This is a genomic window from Cysteiniphilum sp. 19S12-1 (assembly GCF_052030685.1).
Classification (GTDB): Bacteria; Pseudomonadota; Gammaproteobacteria; order Francisellales; family Francisellaceae; genus Caedibacter.
The window spans coordinates 1-16,773 of record NZ_JBQAJM010000039.1; the positions used below are offsets into that span (position 1 = coordinate 1).

Here is a 16,773-nt window from a genome sequence, read left to right on the forward strand (position 1 = left end):
TATAAGGAGCGCTGAAACTACGCATTCAGTGCGAGACAAAAACAGCAGTTAAGAGCCATATAAAGTTGGATGTAACAAGTAGTAGAGAATAAGTGTTTATTAAGCTTCATTTGTATTAAGATTTAATGCCTCAAGTAGTTTACGCACTTTAACAATTTTGACCCAATAGATAATATAGATCACCATACAAGCGACTGATGCAAACGGTGATATGATCGGAATAAAGGTAATAATTGGCAATATAACCAAAGCTAATCCTAGAATGAATAGAGTATCACCGCGCAGTTTAATGGTCATATCTTGATATTTTTTAAGTGCATTACCAACGCCAAAGGGCAATACAATCCATTGGAAAATATAACCGACGATCGGAATAAGGAAAAGCCAGGCAAACCATGGTTTGGTGACTTGTTTGTCTTGATCAATGCATTTTAATAATTTATAAACGCTCCATGAAAAGGCGATTGAAAAAATATAGAAAACAACGATCATAATAAGTAGTGCAATGCCCATGCCTAAAATGGCATGTGGATCACTTGAGAGCGTTGTCGTTTGCGTGGTAATGCTAGTAATATTTTCCTGACTCATCGTATGTTAAGCTCCATTTTTTGAAATATTTATGACACTGTAAGTATGGCAAAGTCTTGCTATTTTTCAAACTGCATCTAGCTTTAAAAGCTTAATATTTTCATCATGATCAATATGAATATAACTGCCTGTATTAAACCAATCACCTAAAACATAGCGTGTATAGCTTGTTTCATAATGCGTATTGAACAAATGGGTATGACCATGAATTAATAATTTATTATCACCTAAATATCGTTTAACTCCTTTGGATGTGACATCAATTATTTTGTATTTTTTGTTTTTCTGTTTGCTTTTAGCGCGGATTTTTTGTGCAATACGTTGGCGTGTTTTTGCTGATAGTGATAGGTAAAGTTTTTTAACCAGTAGATTACGGACAATGCAGCGAAATATTTGATAGCTTCTATCATTAGTGCATAATAAGTCACCATGCATTAGCACAATATTTTTGTGCTTTAATTGCAAAAGATATGGATCATCAATAAGGATTACTTGCGTTTTTTGTACAAAGGTTTTGCCAATTAAAAAATCACGGTTGCCGTGCATGAAATAAATAGTTAACCCCTTATGATGGGCATTAAAAAGTGCTTCGATAATATCTTCTTGCATATGGCTTATTACATCATCCCCAACCCAGTAATCAAAAAAATCACCTAAGATAAAAAGTGCATTACCCACGTGGCTAATGTTATTTAAAAATATCTTAAATAAATCAATAGTTTGTGGGCGTGATTCATTTAAATGCAAATCCGCAACAATATAGTAATTAATTATCATCATAAAGCGAAAGCTTGATCATATACAAATCATAAATGTTATTGAGTCACTTGGTAAGTGCTTTTTTGAATTTGTGTTAGTTTTTTGAGGTAGATTATTCCGAGCCTTATTCGCAACTAACACTTGTTGTCTTTAAATCATTTGCCATTGCACTGGCATTATCCATGACCAACAACTGTATCGTGGTGTCATTCAACATAGTATAACCATCAACACCAAGCTCATATAGCTTAGTTAAATTTAACTGATGCACACTTTGAAGTTCCACATCAATACGCGTTAATGAGCACATGTTGGCATTGATAATATTATCACTACCACCAAGCGCATGAATAATCGCGTCAATGTCATAATGTTTGGCGTTCGACGCAACTGCTTTTGAAGTCACCTTAGGTTGAATGCTTGCTTTATTTTCAGATATATTACCAAATGATATATCAGCTGCGTATGGCAGGGCTTCATTCATCTCACCTGCAATGAGATCTGCTTCAGGTCCTAGGATGACTTGAACGGTTTTGCTATCAGGTATCACAATGCCGCGCGCACCAAGCTTTTTAAGTAGTGTTTGATTGATGTTGTCACTGTCTTTGACTTGCAAGCGTAAGCGCGTTGTACAAGCGTCAATATTATCTAAGTTGTTTTTACCACCTAAAGCACCAATAAAGTTAAGTGCACGTGACTCGGTCAACTGTGGAGCGTCCTTTTCATCTTCTTCAACGACTTCATCGACTTCGCGACCGATAGTTAGCAGGTTAAACTTCTTAATAAAGAAACTAAATAAGAAGTAATAAACAACAGCAGTCACGGCACCGACAGGTAGCAATAGCCACGGATGTGTATCCATCTTAAAAAAGAGTGCATAATCGATTAAGCCTGCTGAGAAAGTAAATCCAAGCTTAACACCTAGCACATACATAACGACCATTGAAATACCAGTAAGTACAGCGTGTATAAGGTATAGAACAGGAGCAAGAAACATAAAGCTATATTCAATTGGTTCAGTAACTCCGGTTAAAAAGGCAGTTAATGCAATGGAAAATAACATGCCGGCAACCGCTTTTTGTTTATGGCTATGGGCATGGCGATACATCGCAAAACAAGCTGCAGGTAAGCCAAACATCATAATGGGGAAGAAGCCTGCCATAAATGCACCAGCCGTTGGATCACCCGCCATAAAGCGTGCAATATCCCCATGAACAACACCTGCTGCACCATGAAATGAGCCAAATTGAAACCAGACAAGATTGTTTAGGATGTGATGTAAACCAAACATCAATAAAATACGGTTAAAGACACCATATAGAAACAAGCCAATTGAACCTGAGCCAATCAACCAGGTACCAAAGGCATTAATGCCATCTTGAATGGGTGGCCAAATAAACCCAAAGAGAAAGCCAAGCAATACAGCGGTAAGCCCTGTAATAATGGGCACAAAGCGTTTGCCACCAAAAAATGCCAGATATTCGGGTAGTTTAATTTCATAAAAACGGTTATAAAGCATGCCTGCAATAATACCGATGACAATACCACCAAGTACACCCGTATTAACGCCGGTATCAATGGTGTTGATGACACTATTCATAATAAAGAAACCAACAACAGCGGCAAGAGCAGCAGCTCCATGGTTCTTCTTAGCAAAGCCCAAGGCTACACCCACAGCAAATAAGAGTGGTAAGTGAGCAAAGATGGCATTGCCAGCATCAGCAACCGCTTTGATATTAAGTAGATCGGGTTGACCAAAACGCAGTAAAATACCAGCAACGGGCAATACTGCAATTGGTAGCATTAATGCTCGACCAAGTTGTTGTAAATTTTGAAAGTTAAATTTTTTAGCCATTAGTTTCCTCCCTCATTAAAACTAATTTGTTGACGTACAAGTATTCTCACGGCTTCGGCTGATTCAAGTGTTAAAGCTTGTTGTGCCAGTTTTTGGCAATCAAGCAAACTAAGTCCACGAATCAAAGCTTTGTTCTCAGCAAGCATATTGCTGCGCATTGATAAATGCTTAATACCTAAGCCGATGAGTATTGCTAATGCCTCTTGATCTGCAGCCATTAATCCACAAACAGAGAGCTTAGTGTTATGCTTTTGTGCGGCAATGTTGACCATGTTAATGGCTTGAATAACCGCAGGGTGTAAGTGGTCAATATCAGCGGCAAGCACATCATGCTCACGATCCATTGCCAACAAGTATTGTGTCAAATCATTGGTGCCAATTGACATAAAGTCAACTTCTTTGGCAAAAAGCTCCGCTTGAAAAACAACACTAGGGACTTCAACCATAATGCCTAATGGTTGTTTGATGTTAATACCGAGTTTTAGGCGCTCTTCTTCATAGATGGCTTTGACCTGACGAAATTCATCAATATGCGTAATCATTGGCAGCATAATCTGCGCATTAGGGTTTTGTGTACGAATAATTGCGCGCAATTGTGTGCGTAAAATCTCAGGGTGCTTCAAACATAAACGAATACCGCGAACCCCTAAAAAAGGATTCATTTCATGTGGCATATTTAAATAATCGATTTGCTTGTCACCACCGGCATCTAAAGTACGGATAATAATTGGTGTATCATTGGTTGCATCTAATACTTCATTATAAATGCTAAGTTGCTCATCTTCAGTGGGTGCTGTTACGCGATCATAGAAAATAAATTCGCTTCTAAATAGCCCAACACCTTCAGCACCCGATTGCGCAAAACTAAAACATCCTTCAGGTGATTTGATATTCATATAACAATGGATTGTATGATCATCCTTTGTTTTAGCAGGTTCTGTTGCTTTAGCACGTATTAGTGCTAAGGCATCATTTAAAGTAGCAATTTTAGCTTGGTATTGCGTTATCGTATCAAGATCAGGATTAATAATGGCATAACCATCTGTCGCATTTAAGATAACTTGTTGAGCACAGTGATTAAATAAATTGCTATCTACTTGGATTAATAAAGGCAAGTTATTATTGTTGGCAATAATCGCAACATGAGATGTGCGTCCGCCTTTTATTGAGATAAAGCCTACAATATTTTGATCCGCCTCTAAAATATCCGACAAGGTAAACTCGTCAGCGATCAAAATGGTTGGCTTGGTGTAATGTGTTTTTGCTGGTGTGCTATTGGTTAATAGGTATAGCACTTGTTTGCGAATGTCTTTTAAATCAGCAACTCGCTCTTGCAATAGGGTATTTTGTGTCTTTTCAAGAGTAGTAATTGATTCTAAAATTGCATGATCCCATGCATATTCTGCTGTTTTGCCTTGTGCGAGAAATTGAGTGACGCTGTTGTTGATATTTACATCATTTAAAAGTGCTAAATGTGCATCAAGCATTGCATGTTTTGCCTTATCATGTGCATACGTAGACATTTGTGCTGATAGTTGCTTCTCATGCTGTTCTTTGGCTAATGTAAAGCGCTCAAGCTCTTGTGCTTCTGGCACATTGGTCTCATCGGCATAGTTAAAGCTTTCCTCATTAATTCGTTGTAATTGACCGATAACAAGCCCCTTAGCAGCAGAGACACCTAAGTATTGATTACCGTTAATTTTATTCTGATTAAGTTCAGATTTTGCCGGTTGCGCTTCGGCTATGTGATCGTCGACAAAGTTAATGAGTGCATGTTCTAATGCGCAAGCTGCCTTTTCAGCATCTTGACCACTGACAGTTAGTGTGATTTTGTCATTGAGTTGTATATTTAGTCCCATTAATGCAACAAGACTTTTAACATCAGCACTAGCATCGCCTTTGTAGATTATTGCAGTAGCATCGTATGATTTTAAGGTATGCGCTAATAATGCCGCAGGGCGAGCATGCAAGCCATGTGGGTTTTTGATCATGATGCTGCGAGTGACAAAAATTTGATCTTCTGACTTTGATGATGGCTTATTGCCATCATTATGTATTGTGCCATCCAATGTAATGACTGGTGTTTGGGCGGCACATCTGCCTTTGATTTTTAATAAAAAGTCATCTTCTTGATAATCAGTAATAATCACCGGTGTAATTAAGGATTTAATCTTTTTGCTGATGACGGCTAAGTCAAAGTTAAGCAATAGAGTATTGATATCAACTTGATCGTTGATTGATACATGTACATCAATCCCTTGCCCATTAAGTGCAACACTCTCGAGTCCTAAATGAATCAGTACATCATAGCCTGATTCAGTAGCAATGGTGATGGCATGTTTGGTTTTAGCAATATTTTTAACAACACCCTTTACTGGTGAGTATATATTTTGATCCAAAGGCTCAATTGCAAAGCCATTACCAACCATTTTTTCTGCAAATACCGGATCTGGCACTTGATCTAATTCAACAATAAACCCATTAACAGGCGCATATAATGTTAATCCCATTGTTTATCCCTCATTATCATTGTTTTATCCCCCATTGTATTTATCGCCACCCCATCTATACTCTCTGCACAATTTTCGCCATCTACTTGGGACTTTTATATGATGATATTATTGCTAATAGAACAAGCTATTAACTGCAATATTATCATGCACTCAAGTATATATAGAAACTAAAATACGTAAAGCATAAATGAAACAGCTATATCGTAATGTTATTTGCTTTGTACTAACGAAGTTACTAACGTTTTACAATGTTTAGCCAAATCAAAAGTAGCTATAAAATACATCTTATGTAGTTTATTTTCAATAAATATGTACTATTTACTGTGATGTATACCGTATATAAAGTATTGCGTATGGCTGTGAATTCTGGCTATGACCATATGCTTCCCCTTTGATTGTGTAAGCGTTGGCTGAGCGTAAGTCGAAGCCTCTATGAAGTGTGATTTTCTTAAGCTTACCCACTTCGACTGATGCCCAGTGCATCGCTTCGACTTACGCTCAGAGTGTGGTGAGTACTTATGGATGAATATTTGGTCTTGACCTGAATCCTTTCGTACTGTTTAGCTTTCACTGATTGCTAAACGTATGCGAACAAGCAGTCCATTGGGTTTTAAGTTTTCAAAACTAAGCTCTCCAGCGTTAAACTCAATGGCAACTCGAGTAATGGCAAGCCCTAAACCATGACCATCGATGTTTTGATGTTCGTCGTGTTGTGCGCGTGTAAATGCTTGAGAAATATTCTTTAAGTCGCTTTCTGATATACCAAGACCGTTATCCTTAATGTCAATGACAATATGATCATTTTTAATGTAGGCGTTCAACGTGTAATTAGGTGCATACTTGACAGCATTATTAATGATATTGAGTAACGCACGCTTTAATAAATTAGGGTACCCCAAGAAAAAAGTATGCGCTTTTAGCTCATTGGTAAAAGTAAATGCATAACCACGTTGGCAGAGCTGTTGATATACGTTGTCAAGAAATGCACATAGATCAAAATTCACTTTTGCATTATTGCTACCACGTTCTGCAAAGGCCAAAGATGAGTCGATAATCATTTGCATCTCATCGATTTCTTGACTTAATATGGATTGCGCTTTGTCATTATCAATAATATATTTCAAGAGTTTTAATTTAGTCAGTGAGTTTTTCATATCATGTGACATTGATGACAACATAATGGTTTTTTCTTGTAGCAATAAATGTATTTGCTGCTTTAGGATTGAGACGTCTTTGTTGAGATATTTTGGCAATTGATTTGTTTGTTTATCATTGGTTGCTGAGTTGAGTAATAATTTCGGAAGAATAAACCGTGCTAGATACCACATGAAAAAAAGTAATAAAATAATAGCAATACTAATACTAATGCTGCTACTTAAAAGATAAGGAAGGTCATTATCAGGATTAAGGAAAACATAAAAAGTAATAACCTTATGGTCTTTATCATCATCAATAGCACTGGTAATAAACAATTGGTGGTTAGCCAGTAGGTCGTGATGCATTTGATCAAATAGTTCGTTGCTAACAAAGGTATTATTCACTTCATAGGCGCCAGCAACTTTTTGAAAGATAATATTAAATTGATTGAGCTGCGTACTTTGATGCACTTCTGTTTGAAAGTGCACAAAGCGCGGCTCAACATTAGCTTGGGTTAAGTATTGATTACGAATGCGTAGTAAACTAAACAGCGAGTTTTGCACTAATGAATCCTCATATTTTGCGTGATAGTGCAAGTGAATAGCCGTAATAAAAAAGCTATTGAGAATAACTAGAATCAGCATAATGCTAATCAGTTTTGGGAAGCTGATATAGTTCTTTAGAAAAAGTGTTGTGAAGTGTGTGTTTACTTTTTGTGTAAATTGGCTTGTCATGCTTTTTCCATCAATTAGATATCAGGTCCTTTTGAAGGTTAAGTATAATGTAAAGTTGATAAAATGCTAAACAAGCATAGAAATCGCAACGACAAACATCATTAAAATAAAAATTTTACGTAGAAATTGACTCGGTAGTATGTGGACAAGTTTGGCACCGATCAATCCGCCAATTAAGCAGGGAATTAATGCTGAGGCAAAGATTACTAAATTGGCGTAACCAAAGTTATGCCAGCTAATGCCCATAGAGGGAATGCCAAGACAAATAAGCCAAATGCCAGCAATGGACGAATAGGTAAATACAATAACGGTTGATGTACCAATGGCTTTTTTGATTTTAATGCCACATAGTACGAAAAAGGGTACGGTAAATACTGAGACACCTGTGAGTGTCGAGATACCGCCAACAAAGCCTGATAATACTCGATATAACGATTGAGGGGCGTGGTGTTCAGTATCTTTTTCTTTGTTGAAAAACAACAACCAAACAGCCGCGATTAATACCACAATAGCAAAGGTATACCTGATCTGATCGCTATGAATGATTGAGGCAATAAAGGCGCCAATTAATGCACCTGCTGTCATGAAAATGATACTTTTTTTGTAAAGAGCAGCATCAAAATTTTTGTATTTTACGATTTGCTTATAACTGGCAATAATGCCTAAAGGAATTGAACATAATGAGCCAGTGGCAATAGTCATTTGCATCGCTTGGGGCATGTCAGCATAGAAATGGCTAATAATCCAGAAAATGGCAGGTACTGAAAGTAGACCAAAACCACCACCAAAGATGCTGGATAAGCAGCTTGCAAAAAATCCGACTAATGCGGAGTATAAAATAATCATCCTTTGGTAAGGCATGTATTGTAGTGACTTATTGTAAGATTTTTTTATACAAACGCATACAAATGTGAGTGCAATTATTGTATTTATGCCACATTTTTTATTAAATGAGGTGTTATTACAGCTTCTTAGGATTAACCGCTTCATGCACTTTAAAAAATTACTGCTATTAACTGCACCCATTTTGATGCTATCAACAAGCTTTGCAATGAATAAAACAGACTTAGCTAATTTCAATAAAGCGGAAAGTTTGTTACAGGCAAAAAATTATAAAGACTATTATCAAGTCAAAGCAAAGCTCACTAAAACGCCATTGTACCCCTTTCTACAATACCAAGAGATCACTGTTGACCCTGATTCATTTAAGCAAGAAACCATCGATGCTTATTTAAAGCAAAATCAAGGGAGTTTTTGGGCAAGTCAATTGAAGCAGGATTTAGCAAATTACTATCTTAAGCAAAAAGATTGGCAGAAGTTTTTACATTATTATGACAATAACTTAGGCTTTAATGGCAAGTGTTATGCCGTTGTTGCCGAGTATAGCGTTGGTGATAAAGATAAAGCGATTAATGATTTTACTAATCTGTGGCTATCGCGTGCCAATTTGCCGCGAGCTTGTGATGATTTTGAATCTACTTGGGAGAAACATGTCAATTTAAGTGAGCGTCAAATCAGGTTAAAAGCATATGCTTTAGCTACTTCTGGTCGCGTTAAAGAAGCATTCAAGTGGATTAATAAGACAAAAAATAAAGAACTTCAAGGCTTTTATGGCTTATGGTTAAAGTCTACGCAAAACCCTAAAAAATATATGGATGATTGGACGGTTCAATATCATCATATCAATGGGGTCTCATCTGCTGTTATCAGTGTCATGGCCAATCTATCGTCTAAAGATACACATTATGCCGAGGATTTTTGGCTTGCCTTTAAACAAAAGCATTTGCTTGATAATAAAACCATTAATTTGATCAGTGCTGAAATTGCGATTGATTATGCCAGAGCGCATAATAAAAAAGCGCTGAAATGGCTCAAAGATGTCGAAAATAAATATGCATCAACTCTCTTATGGCAGTGGCGTTTACGTACAGCAATTTATTGGAATGATTATGATGACTATTTAAATTGGTATAGTGAATTACCGAAATCGCTCAAATCAGCAGATGGTTGGCGTTATTGGCAGGCGAAAAGTTATCAAGCTTTAAAGCAAGAGAGTAAAGCTAAAGCGATTTTAACAGCATTGGCAAAAGATACGAGTTATTATGGCTTTTTAGCTGCCGATAACCTAGGTCTACCTTATGTGTTAAATAATAAAACCGTCAAGGTTGATCAAAAAACCTTAGACGAGATGGCAAGTAATCAGACCGTTTTACAGATCTTTGATTTATATCAGATTAAAGAATATGGTTTGTCATTTGCTTTATGGCGCTTTAGTCGAAATGGCTTTACCAACGAGGAACAGTTAGCCATTGCGCAACTTGCTGGACAACAACAGATTTATCAGATCTCAACCAGTGCTTATGCTAATGCGGGAAGTTGGAATAATCTAACAGGACTATATCCGCTAGCATTTTGGTCAGATGTGCAAAAGGCGGGCAAAGAGTTTCATATTAAACCAGATGTGATCATATCAATGATGCGTCAAGAGTCTGCTTTTCGTGTACATGGGACTTCTTCTGCAAGTGCTACAGGATTAATGCAGCTTTTGCCAACGACAGCCGCATTTCTGGCAAAAAAATACCGCTTAAGCTATGAAGATGATGATTTATACAAACCTAATAAAGTCATCATGCTGGGTGCTGCTAATTTGAACTTTATGGATCAATTGTTTAACAATAATTTGATTATCGGTATGGCAGCATATAATGCAGGGCAAGGTAATGCGGCAAACTGGTTACCAGCACAACAACTAGATGCGGATCAATGGATTGAAATCATCCCGTTTGGTGAGACGCGTAAATACGTTAAGAATATTTTGCGCAATATGGTGGTCTATAATCAGGCGATATTGGGCAATAAAAAATTTCGCTTAGGGCAAGTAATGCAGCCAATATCACAAAAAGATAAGACTTAAGCATAAATCGTTAATGTATTATAAAGCTTTATCTTGAAAAATGACGGGGCAGGGCTAACATTCGCCACAGACACCAAAAATGACAGAGTTGGACTAATATCCATTATGCGGTTTGATGGCATATTGATAAGTATTTGCCCATTCAGATGACAGAGGACAGAGATTGGCAAGCAAAAATCTGTACCATTTTCTTGGGCTAAAAACTTGAATGGGCTTTTAGCTATCGCAGCAGTTAGCGTTTGATGCAAGCAGAAGCCATACAAGCTCGGTGCGCATGGGAAGTTTTAGGCGCTTAAGGCGCAATAAGATTTTTAACTGTTTGAGTGAACGAGTTTTAAAAACTGCGGCGTAAGTGTCGTTTGAAAACTTTCCGCGTTGGATTTTTCGCTTACTTTTTGTCCACGCAAAAAAGTAAGTCACACAAGCCGCTTGCAGCGGTGAAGTATTTTTCCCATCAAATTGACAACAGAATACAGTTGATCTAGTTGCGTGAATCAACAACAATGGTTGTATTGAAGTAAAGCTGTGTATGTTTATGACAAAAAACAAAGACATTGATCAGGCTAAGGATAGTGGGCAAACCAAACAAAATGATCAAACACATCAACAAAAGCCGAAAAAGAATAAAGAGGTATTAACTGCGCATGATGCTTTTTTTAAGGCGAATCTCTCGGAAAAGCGTAAAGTGGTAAAGCTGATTAAGCAACATCTGCCAGAGTATTTAGTGGCTAAGGTTGATTTTAAAAGCTTAGTCAAACAACCTACGGAGTTTATTCAACATAACTTACGTAAAGTGGTTTCTGACGTGCTATATGCAGCAAAGATTAATGATAAAGATGCCTATCTTTATTTTTTGTGGGAACATCAATCTAAAGCAGAAAGCTTGATGGCTTTTAGAATGCTTTCGTACTCGGTGCAAATCATACAGCGGCATTTAGATCAAGGCAATAAACAGTTGCCTTTGTTGGTACCAATTGTGCTTTATCATGGTGAGGTTTCTCCATATCCGTATAGCACAGCGCTGGATGATTGTTTTGAGGATGCTGAGTTAGCAGGCAAGCTTAAGCTGGGACAGTTTGAATTGATTGATTTGACAACAATGAGTGATGAAGCACTTGCAAAGTTTGATCCAGATTTAATGTTTGAGTATATGCTCAAACATAGTCGCGAGCGATTAGTGCAATCATTGATTGAGTGGTTATTAGTGCATCCCAATCAAGCCATATATTTTTTACAGGCTGGAAAAAACCTGTTAAATCAGATATTCTCATACATAGAAAGCAGGCCTGGTGCCAATGAAGTGATTATTGATCGGTTGATTGCGGTAATTAATGACAATACAGAAGGTGAATTTATGAACTACCTACAAAGAAGAGAAGCAGCAGCAAAGCAAGATGGTATGCAACAAGGAGTGCAACAAGGAATGCAACAAGGAATGCAGCAAGGTATGCAACAAGGTATGCGTGACAAAACCGTAGTAGTTGCTCAAAACATGCTGTCGAAAGGTTACACAATTGAGGATGTGGCTGAAATTACGGAGTTGAGTCTCAAAGATGTGAATCGGATATATCAAGAATTGCAGCATTAATTTAATCGTGTTTTTTATGTAAAGCAAAGGCATTTTAAATAGTGATGTCAGATGGTGCAATGCATTTAAAACGAGAATTCATCATGCTTAATAGTTGCTTTGTGATAATTTAAAGTTGAGTCGAAAAGAATGACAAAAACCTTCAGAGTTCGGTGCAGATGAGAAGTTTTAGGCGCTTAAGGGGCAATAAGGTTTTTAACTGTTTGAGTGTAACGAGTTTTAAAAACTGCGGCGTAAGTGCCATTTAAAAACTTTCTGCGCTGGATTTTTCGCTTACCTTTTTGTCCACGCAAAAAGATAAGACTTAAGAAAGACTAAGGATAAACCAAGCTGCCAATCATCGCATAATGATCAGATAAATCTGGCATATCACCTAGATGCTTGTTTTTAAGTGCAACAATTTCTATGGTTGATTGTGTGTCACTTGGGCAGATAGCGCCATCAATACAAAGCATGTGATCAAGTGTCGTTCTTTCATCACTGACTGCCATGCTATTGGTTAATTTATCATAGCTAAAGGGCAGTGTGTTTTGAGCAAAAGGCGCGCTTGACTTTAAATGCAGCATATTAAGCAATGTTCGATAGACGATATTACCAGTAGTAGGTTCTGTAGCACTTGAATAACCGCTATCTGCGTTAAAGTCGCCCATTAATATAACTTTGTCATTGCTTGTGAAATGTTGATTTGAAATAGCTTCTTGCAGAGCGCCCATCTGTCTTTTCCATACGTTAAACTCATTATCATCGATAGTGCCGCTGAAGCTTTGCGCATGTAGTGAAATAAAATGATAGATTTGATGATCTTTTTCAATGGCAGCAAATACAGCCCCTTTATTGGAAATGCTCTCAAGTCCATAGGAACGTGGGAAAATCACATATTGAGGTTGACCAACAATTGGATATCTACTGTAAATAACAACACCTCCATTAAGTAGATTTAGATGTTCTAAGCTTGGCTGACCGACAACATCTGTACGATACTTATAGCCGAAAGCTTTCATGCGTTTATCCAAGATATAAAAAGAAATCGGCGCAATCGCTTCTTGCAGTGCGACAACATCGATATTATGTTTGGCAATTTCTTTAGGGATATAATAAGCACGTTGATAAGGTTTATTTAAATTTGTGGTTAATGGGGTAGGAATGTTGGGTAATAAATTCACATTATACGTCATCACTTTGATCTTAGCAGCAAAGAGATAGGGTGTGATCACTAACATCAAAACACTGATTATTAACTTCCATCGCTTCATTGTCTTCTCCTTTAATTTCCTTTTAAGTTGGGGAGTATCTTTCACATGCTCAAGGACAGTCTAGAAGAAAATGATGCAAAGTATACTTAAAGCAGGGTGAAAATAGTATTTTTCCATTAGAGTTTTAGGTTTTTACTGCTTTTGCTTACTTTTGCTTATTATTAACGTTAAAATACAGCCCCATTGCAAGTGATGAAATTAACGAAATTAATTTATGTTGAATACTGCTGATTTATTATTTGAATTAGGCACGGAGGAGCTGCCACCGAAAGCCTTAAAAAATATGGCACAAAAACTGTTAGAAAATGTCTGTAAAGTATTAGATGAGTTAGATATTGGCTATCAAGGCAAAATATTCTATGCTTCACCAAGACGTCTGGCTTTTGTGATTGAGCAATTACAAATAACGCAAAAAGATAAATTGATCGATAAAGAAGGTCCGTTTATCGATAAAGCATATGACGAGGATGGTAAGCCAACTAAAGCGGCTTTAGGGTTTGCAAGATCTTGTGGTGTGAGTGTTGATCAACTTACCACTATTGAACACAGTAAAGGTACGCGACTTTTTTATCAAATTGAGCAAAAGGGACAACAAACCAAAGAGATAATTGCTGATATTATTGACAGTGCACTGAAGAAACTACCGATTCCAAAAATGATGCGTTGGGGAGATGAGGACTATCAGTTTGTGCGTCCTGTGCATTGGGCGATATTGCTTCTTGGTGATGAGCTAGTTGATGCTCACTTTTATGGCTGCAAAACTTCACATATCAGTTATGGTCATCGTTTCCACGCGCCGGATGCAATACACATCAATGATGCTAGTGAGTATGTACGTAAACTAGAGGCGGCACATGTATTGATTGATTGGCAAGTGCGTAAAGACAAAGTAGTCACTTCTGCCAAAGCCTTAGCTAAAACGCACCATGCTCATGTGGTATTAAATGATGACTTAGTTGAAGAGGTTACAGCCATTGTCGAGTATCCACATGCTTTATTATGTGACTTTGATCAAAACTTTTTGCGTGTGCCACAAGAGGCATTAATATCAGCAATGGAGGAGCATCAAAAGTGTTTTGCCTTAATGGATGACAACAATAAGATGATCAATCATTTTATTACAATGAGTAATATCGATAGCTCAAACCCACAAACCGTGATTAAAGGCAACAACAAAGTAATGGCAGCACGCCTATCAGATGCCGCATTTTTCTATGATACTGATGTTAAAAAGCCGTTAGAGGCGTATGTTGAGAAGTTAAAGGTTGTGACATTCCAAAAAGCGCTAGGTTCTGTTTTTGATCGCACTGAGCGCATCGCTTTATTAGCGCAAGCGATTGCTAAGGTCATTGGCGCTGATGAGAAGCTTGCGCAGCGTGCAGGATACTTAAGTAAGGCGGATCTAATGACTGATATGGTTTATGAGTTTACTGATCTGCAAGGCATTATCGGTAAATATTATGCCAAAGCACATGGCGAAGACAGTGAAGTGTGTCAGGCAATTGAACAGCAGTATTGGCCAAAATATGCAGGGGATAAATTACCTGAAAGTAAAATAGCACAAGCGTTAGCTATTGCTGAGAAAATGGATACGTTAGTTGGCATATTTGGCATTGGACAAAAGCCAACAGGGGACAAGGATCCGTTTGCTTTAAGGCGTGCAGCGATTGGTGTGCTACGTATATTAAAAGAGCATCATTTAGCAATCTCTTTATCAACATTGATCGAGTTATCAATCAACACCTTCCAAGCGAATCAATTAAGCGCACAAGCAGATTTAAAGGATAGTTTGAAGCAATTCTTTATTGATCGCTTAAAGGTAATTTATAAAGAAGAGGGGGTTATTGCAGAAATATTTGAAGCAGTGAAAGCCGTTGATCACGCCGATGTTGCTGACTTTGATGCGCGTATTAATGCCTTGATTAGCTTTAAGTCGCATGCAGCGTGCGCGCGCTTGGCGCAAAGCAACAAGCGTGTTGCTAATATTCTGGCAAAAAATGTTGTCAATGATGTGTTGAATATTGATCAAAGCATACTGCAAGAAGCTGAAGAAATCAGTTTGTTTGAAGTATTACATTCTGTTGAAAGCAAATTATCTCTGTTAATAAGTGACAAAAAATATCAAGAGGCATTACTGAGCTTGTCGACATTGGATGAACCGATTGCCGAGTTTTTTGAACACATCATGGTTATTGCTGAAGATGAAAAGATCAAAAATAATCGTTTGGCAATCTTACAAAAAATATCCCAATTATTTCGCCAAGTAGCTGATTTATCTGTTTTGTAATCTCAGGCATGGCAGGACGTATGCGATACGCCCCTACGCAAATATTATCTATTCTAGGATTAAGTCTGAGAATAATCACGAATCATCATATTCGGATCAAACCTGACCCGAATACCCATAGTAACGAATCAAGAATAGTTGCATCAGCTAGCATCTCCCCCCTTGTGGGAGAGGTTGTGAAGCTTAAGCTGCGCGGGTGAGGGGTGTAATTGAAGCTCAACTTATTTTTTTCATTATTACTTAGGTACTTAATGCCTTGTTTGCTTTATTTTAGACTGTAACTTATCCATGAACACACTAATAAACGCAATTCTTTCATGTGCTTGAGACAATGCTCTTTTAATAACAAGTTTTTGGTCTTGACTTAGCTGAAAATCTTGCGGCTGCATTTGCACTAGCGTAATCAAATGAATAGGATCAAACTCAAGCGGTGTGTTGAAGCTGATCTTGCCACCTGATGAGTGCATTTCGATTTTATGAATACCTAGGTGAGTGGCGCTTAATTTCAAATGAGTAATGTCAAATAAATATTGCGCATGTTCGGGTAATAAACCAAAGCGGTCAATCACTTCAACTTTAACTCTATCGAGTTCATCATGTGTCTCTGCACTAGAGATACGCTTGTAAAGTCCAAGGCGCGTGTGCACGTCATAGATATACTCTTCAGGGAAAAGTGTTGGTATCCGCAGCTCAATCTGAGCATCTAGCTGAAATGATTGATTGATTTTGGTTGCATCAAAGGTTTCACCTTTTTGTAAGGCAGAAATGGTTTTTTGCAGTAACTCCATATACAGATTAAAGCCAATACCTTGCATGTTACCACTTTGCTCTTTGCCAAGCATCTCACCGGCGCCTCGGATCTCAAGATCATGATTGGCTAGCATATAGCCACCACCTAGAGACTCAGTTTCTAAGATAGCTTCAAGACGCTTTTTAGCATCTTTTGCTAATGATGCCTCAGGTGGTGTCAGTAAATAAGCATAAGCTTGGTGATGTGAGCGTCCAACACGTCCACGCAATTGATGTAATTGCGCTAAGCCAAAATTATCAGCGCGTTCAATAACAATGCTGAAGTTTAGAGTTTCAGATTAATTTTTTATTGTGTCTGGCTATTTTTAATCGACTTATGGCATTGTGATTGGCAG

Annotated in this window: 11 protein-coding genes; 3 read left to right on the forward strand and 8 right to left on the reverse strand. The window is 37.6% G+C overall.

Annotated elements, in window-relative coordinates; all coding sequences use genetic code 11:
- Positions 1-99: 99 nt before the first annotated feature.
- From ACTS4L_RS10180 to ACTS4L_RS10205, 6 genes are all read right to left on the reverse strand, one after another.
- Positions 100-588 (reverse strand): hypothetical protein, encoded by a 489-nt coding sequence (locus ACTS4L_RS10180; protein ID WP_440617616.1) that lies wholly within the window; start codon positions 586-588, stop codon positions 100-102.
- Between the two features lie 66 nt (positions 589-654).
- Complete coding sequence (locus tag ACTS4L_RS10185) at positions 655-1,368, reverse strand: UDP-2,3-diacylglucosamine diphosphatase (RefSeq protein WP_440617617.1); 714 nt, start codon at positions 1,366-1,368, stop codon at positions 655-657.
- Positions 1,369-1,471: 103 nt separating this feature from the next.
- Positions 1,472-3,202 (reverse strand): N-acetylglucosamine-specific PTS transporter subunit IIBC, encoded by a 1,731-nt coding sequence (nagE, locus tag ACTS4L_RS10190; protein ID WP_440617618.1) that lies wholly within the window; start codon positions 3,200-3,202, stop codon positions 1,472-1,474.
- Positions 3,202-5,712, reverse strand: a complete 2,511-nt coding sequence (gene ptsP, locus ACTS4L_RS10195) for a phosphoenolpyruvate--protein phosphotransferase (RefSeq protein WP_440617619.1) — start codon at positions 5,710-5,712, stop codon at positions 3,202-3,204. The genes nagE and ptsP overlap by 1 nt, the downstream gene beginning before the upstream one ends.
- A 563-nt stretch (positions 5,713-6,275) precedes the next feature.
- On the reverse strand, positions 6,276-7,586 hold the full coding sequence (locus ACTS4L_RS10200) for a sensor histidine kinase (protein WP_440617620.1): 1,311 nt from the start codon (positions 7,584-7,586) through the stop codon (positions 6,276-6,278).
- Between the two features lie 66 nt (positions 7,587-7,652).
- A complete protein-coding gene (locus ACTS4L_RS10205) occupies positions 7,653-8,432 on the reverse strand; it encodes a sulfite exporter TauE/SafE family protein (protein ID WP_440617621.1) in 780 nt (259 codons plus the stop codon).
- A gap of 142 nt (positions 8,433-8,574) precedes the next feature.
- Here ACTS4L_RS10205 and ACTS4L_RS10210 point away from each other — a divergent pair, with 142 nt between their 5' ends.
- Positions 8,575-10,500: a transglycosylase SLT domain-containing protein gene (locus ACTS4L_RS10210; protein WP_440617622.1), complete on the forward strand. Its 1,926-nt coding sequence runs from the start codon at positions 8,575-8,577 to the stop codon at positions 10,498-10,500.
- A gap of 535 nt (positions 10,501-11,035) precedes the next feature.
- A complete protein-coding gene (locus tag ACTS4L_RS10215; protein WP_440617623.1) occupies positions 11,036-12,088 on the forward strand; it encodes an Rpn family recombination-promoting nuclease/putative transposase in 1,053 nt (350 codons plus the stop codon).
- A gap of 314 nt (positions 12,089-12,402) precedes the next feature.
- Here the strand turns inward: ACTS4L_RS10215 and ACTS4L_RS10220 are convergent, their stop codons facing one another.
- A complete protein-coding gene (locus tag ACTS4L_RS10220; RefSeq protein ID WP_440617624.1) occupies positions 12,403-13,341 on the reverse strand; it encodes a sphingomyelin phosphodiesterase in 939 nt (312 codons plus the stop codon).
- Positions 13,342-13,555: 214 nt separating this feature from the next.
- Here ACTS4L_RS10220 and glyS point away from each other — a divergent pair, with 214 nt between their 5' ends.
- Complete coding sequence (gene glyS / locus ACTS4L_RS10225) at positions 13,556-15,628, forward strand: glycine--tRNA ligase subunit beta (RefSeq protein WP_440617625.1); 2,073 nt, start codon at positions 13,556-13,558, stop codon at positions 15,626-15,628.
- A 248-nt stretch (positions 15,629-15,876) separates the two neighbouring features.
- Here glyS and ACTS4L_RS10230 read toward each other — a convergent pair whose 3' ends face one another.
- A complete protein-coding gene (locus ACTS4L_RS10230; protein WP_440651999.1) occupies positions 15,877-16,647 on the reverse strand; it encodes a TRCF domain-containing protein in 771 nt (256 codons plus the stop codon).
- Positions 16,648-16,773 lie beyond the last annotated feature (126 nt).

What these genes read in the sequence shown, in the direction of transcription:
- ACTS4L_RS10180 (WP_440617616.1), bottom strand. Translation starts at nt 588, where the DNA reads ATGAGTCAGGAAAATATTACTAGCATTACCACGCAAACGACAACGCTC.
- ACTS4L_RS10185 (WP_440617617.1), bottom strand. Translation starts at nt 1,368, where the DNA reads ATGATGATAATTAATTACTATATTGTTGCGGATTTGCATTTAAATGAA.
- nagE (WP_440617618.1), bottom strand. Translation starts at nt 3,202, where the DNA reads ATGGCTAAAAAATTTAACTTTCAAAATTTACAACAACTTGGTCGAGCA.
- ptsP (WP_440617619.1), bottom strand. Translation starts at nt 5,712, where the DNA reads ATGGGATTAACATTATATGCGCCTGTTAATGGGTTTATTGTTGAATTA.
- ACTS4L_RS10200 (WP_440617620.1), bottom strand. Translation starts at nt 7,586, where the DNA reads ATGACAAGCCAATTTACACAAAAAGTAAACACACACTTCACAACACTT.
- ACTS4L_RS10205 (WP_440617621.1), bottom strand. Translation starts at nt 8,432, where the DNA reads ATGATTATTTTATACTCCGCATTAGTCGGATTTTTTGCAAGCTGCTTA.
- ACTS4L_RS10210 (WP_440617622.1), top strand. Translation starts at nt 8,575, where the DNA reads ATGCACTTTAAAAAATTACTGCTATTAACTGCACCCATTTTGATGCTA.
- ACTS4L_RS10215 (WP_440617623.1), top strand. Translation starts at nt 11,036, where the DNA reads ATGACAAAAAACAAAGACATTGATCAGGCTAAGGATAGTGGGCAAACC.
- ACTS4L_RS10220 (WP_440617624.1), bottom strand. Translation starts at nt 13,341, where the DNA reads ATGAAGCGATGGAAGTTAATAATCAGTGTTTTGATGTTAGTGATCACA.
- glyS (WP_440617625.1), top strand. Translation starts at nt 13,556, where the DNA reads ATGTTGAATACTGCTGATTTATTATTTGAATTAGGCACGGAGGAGCTG.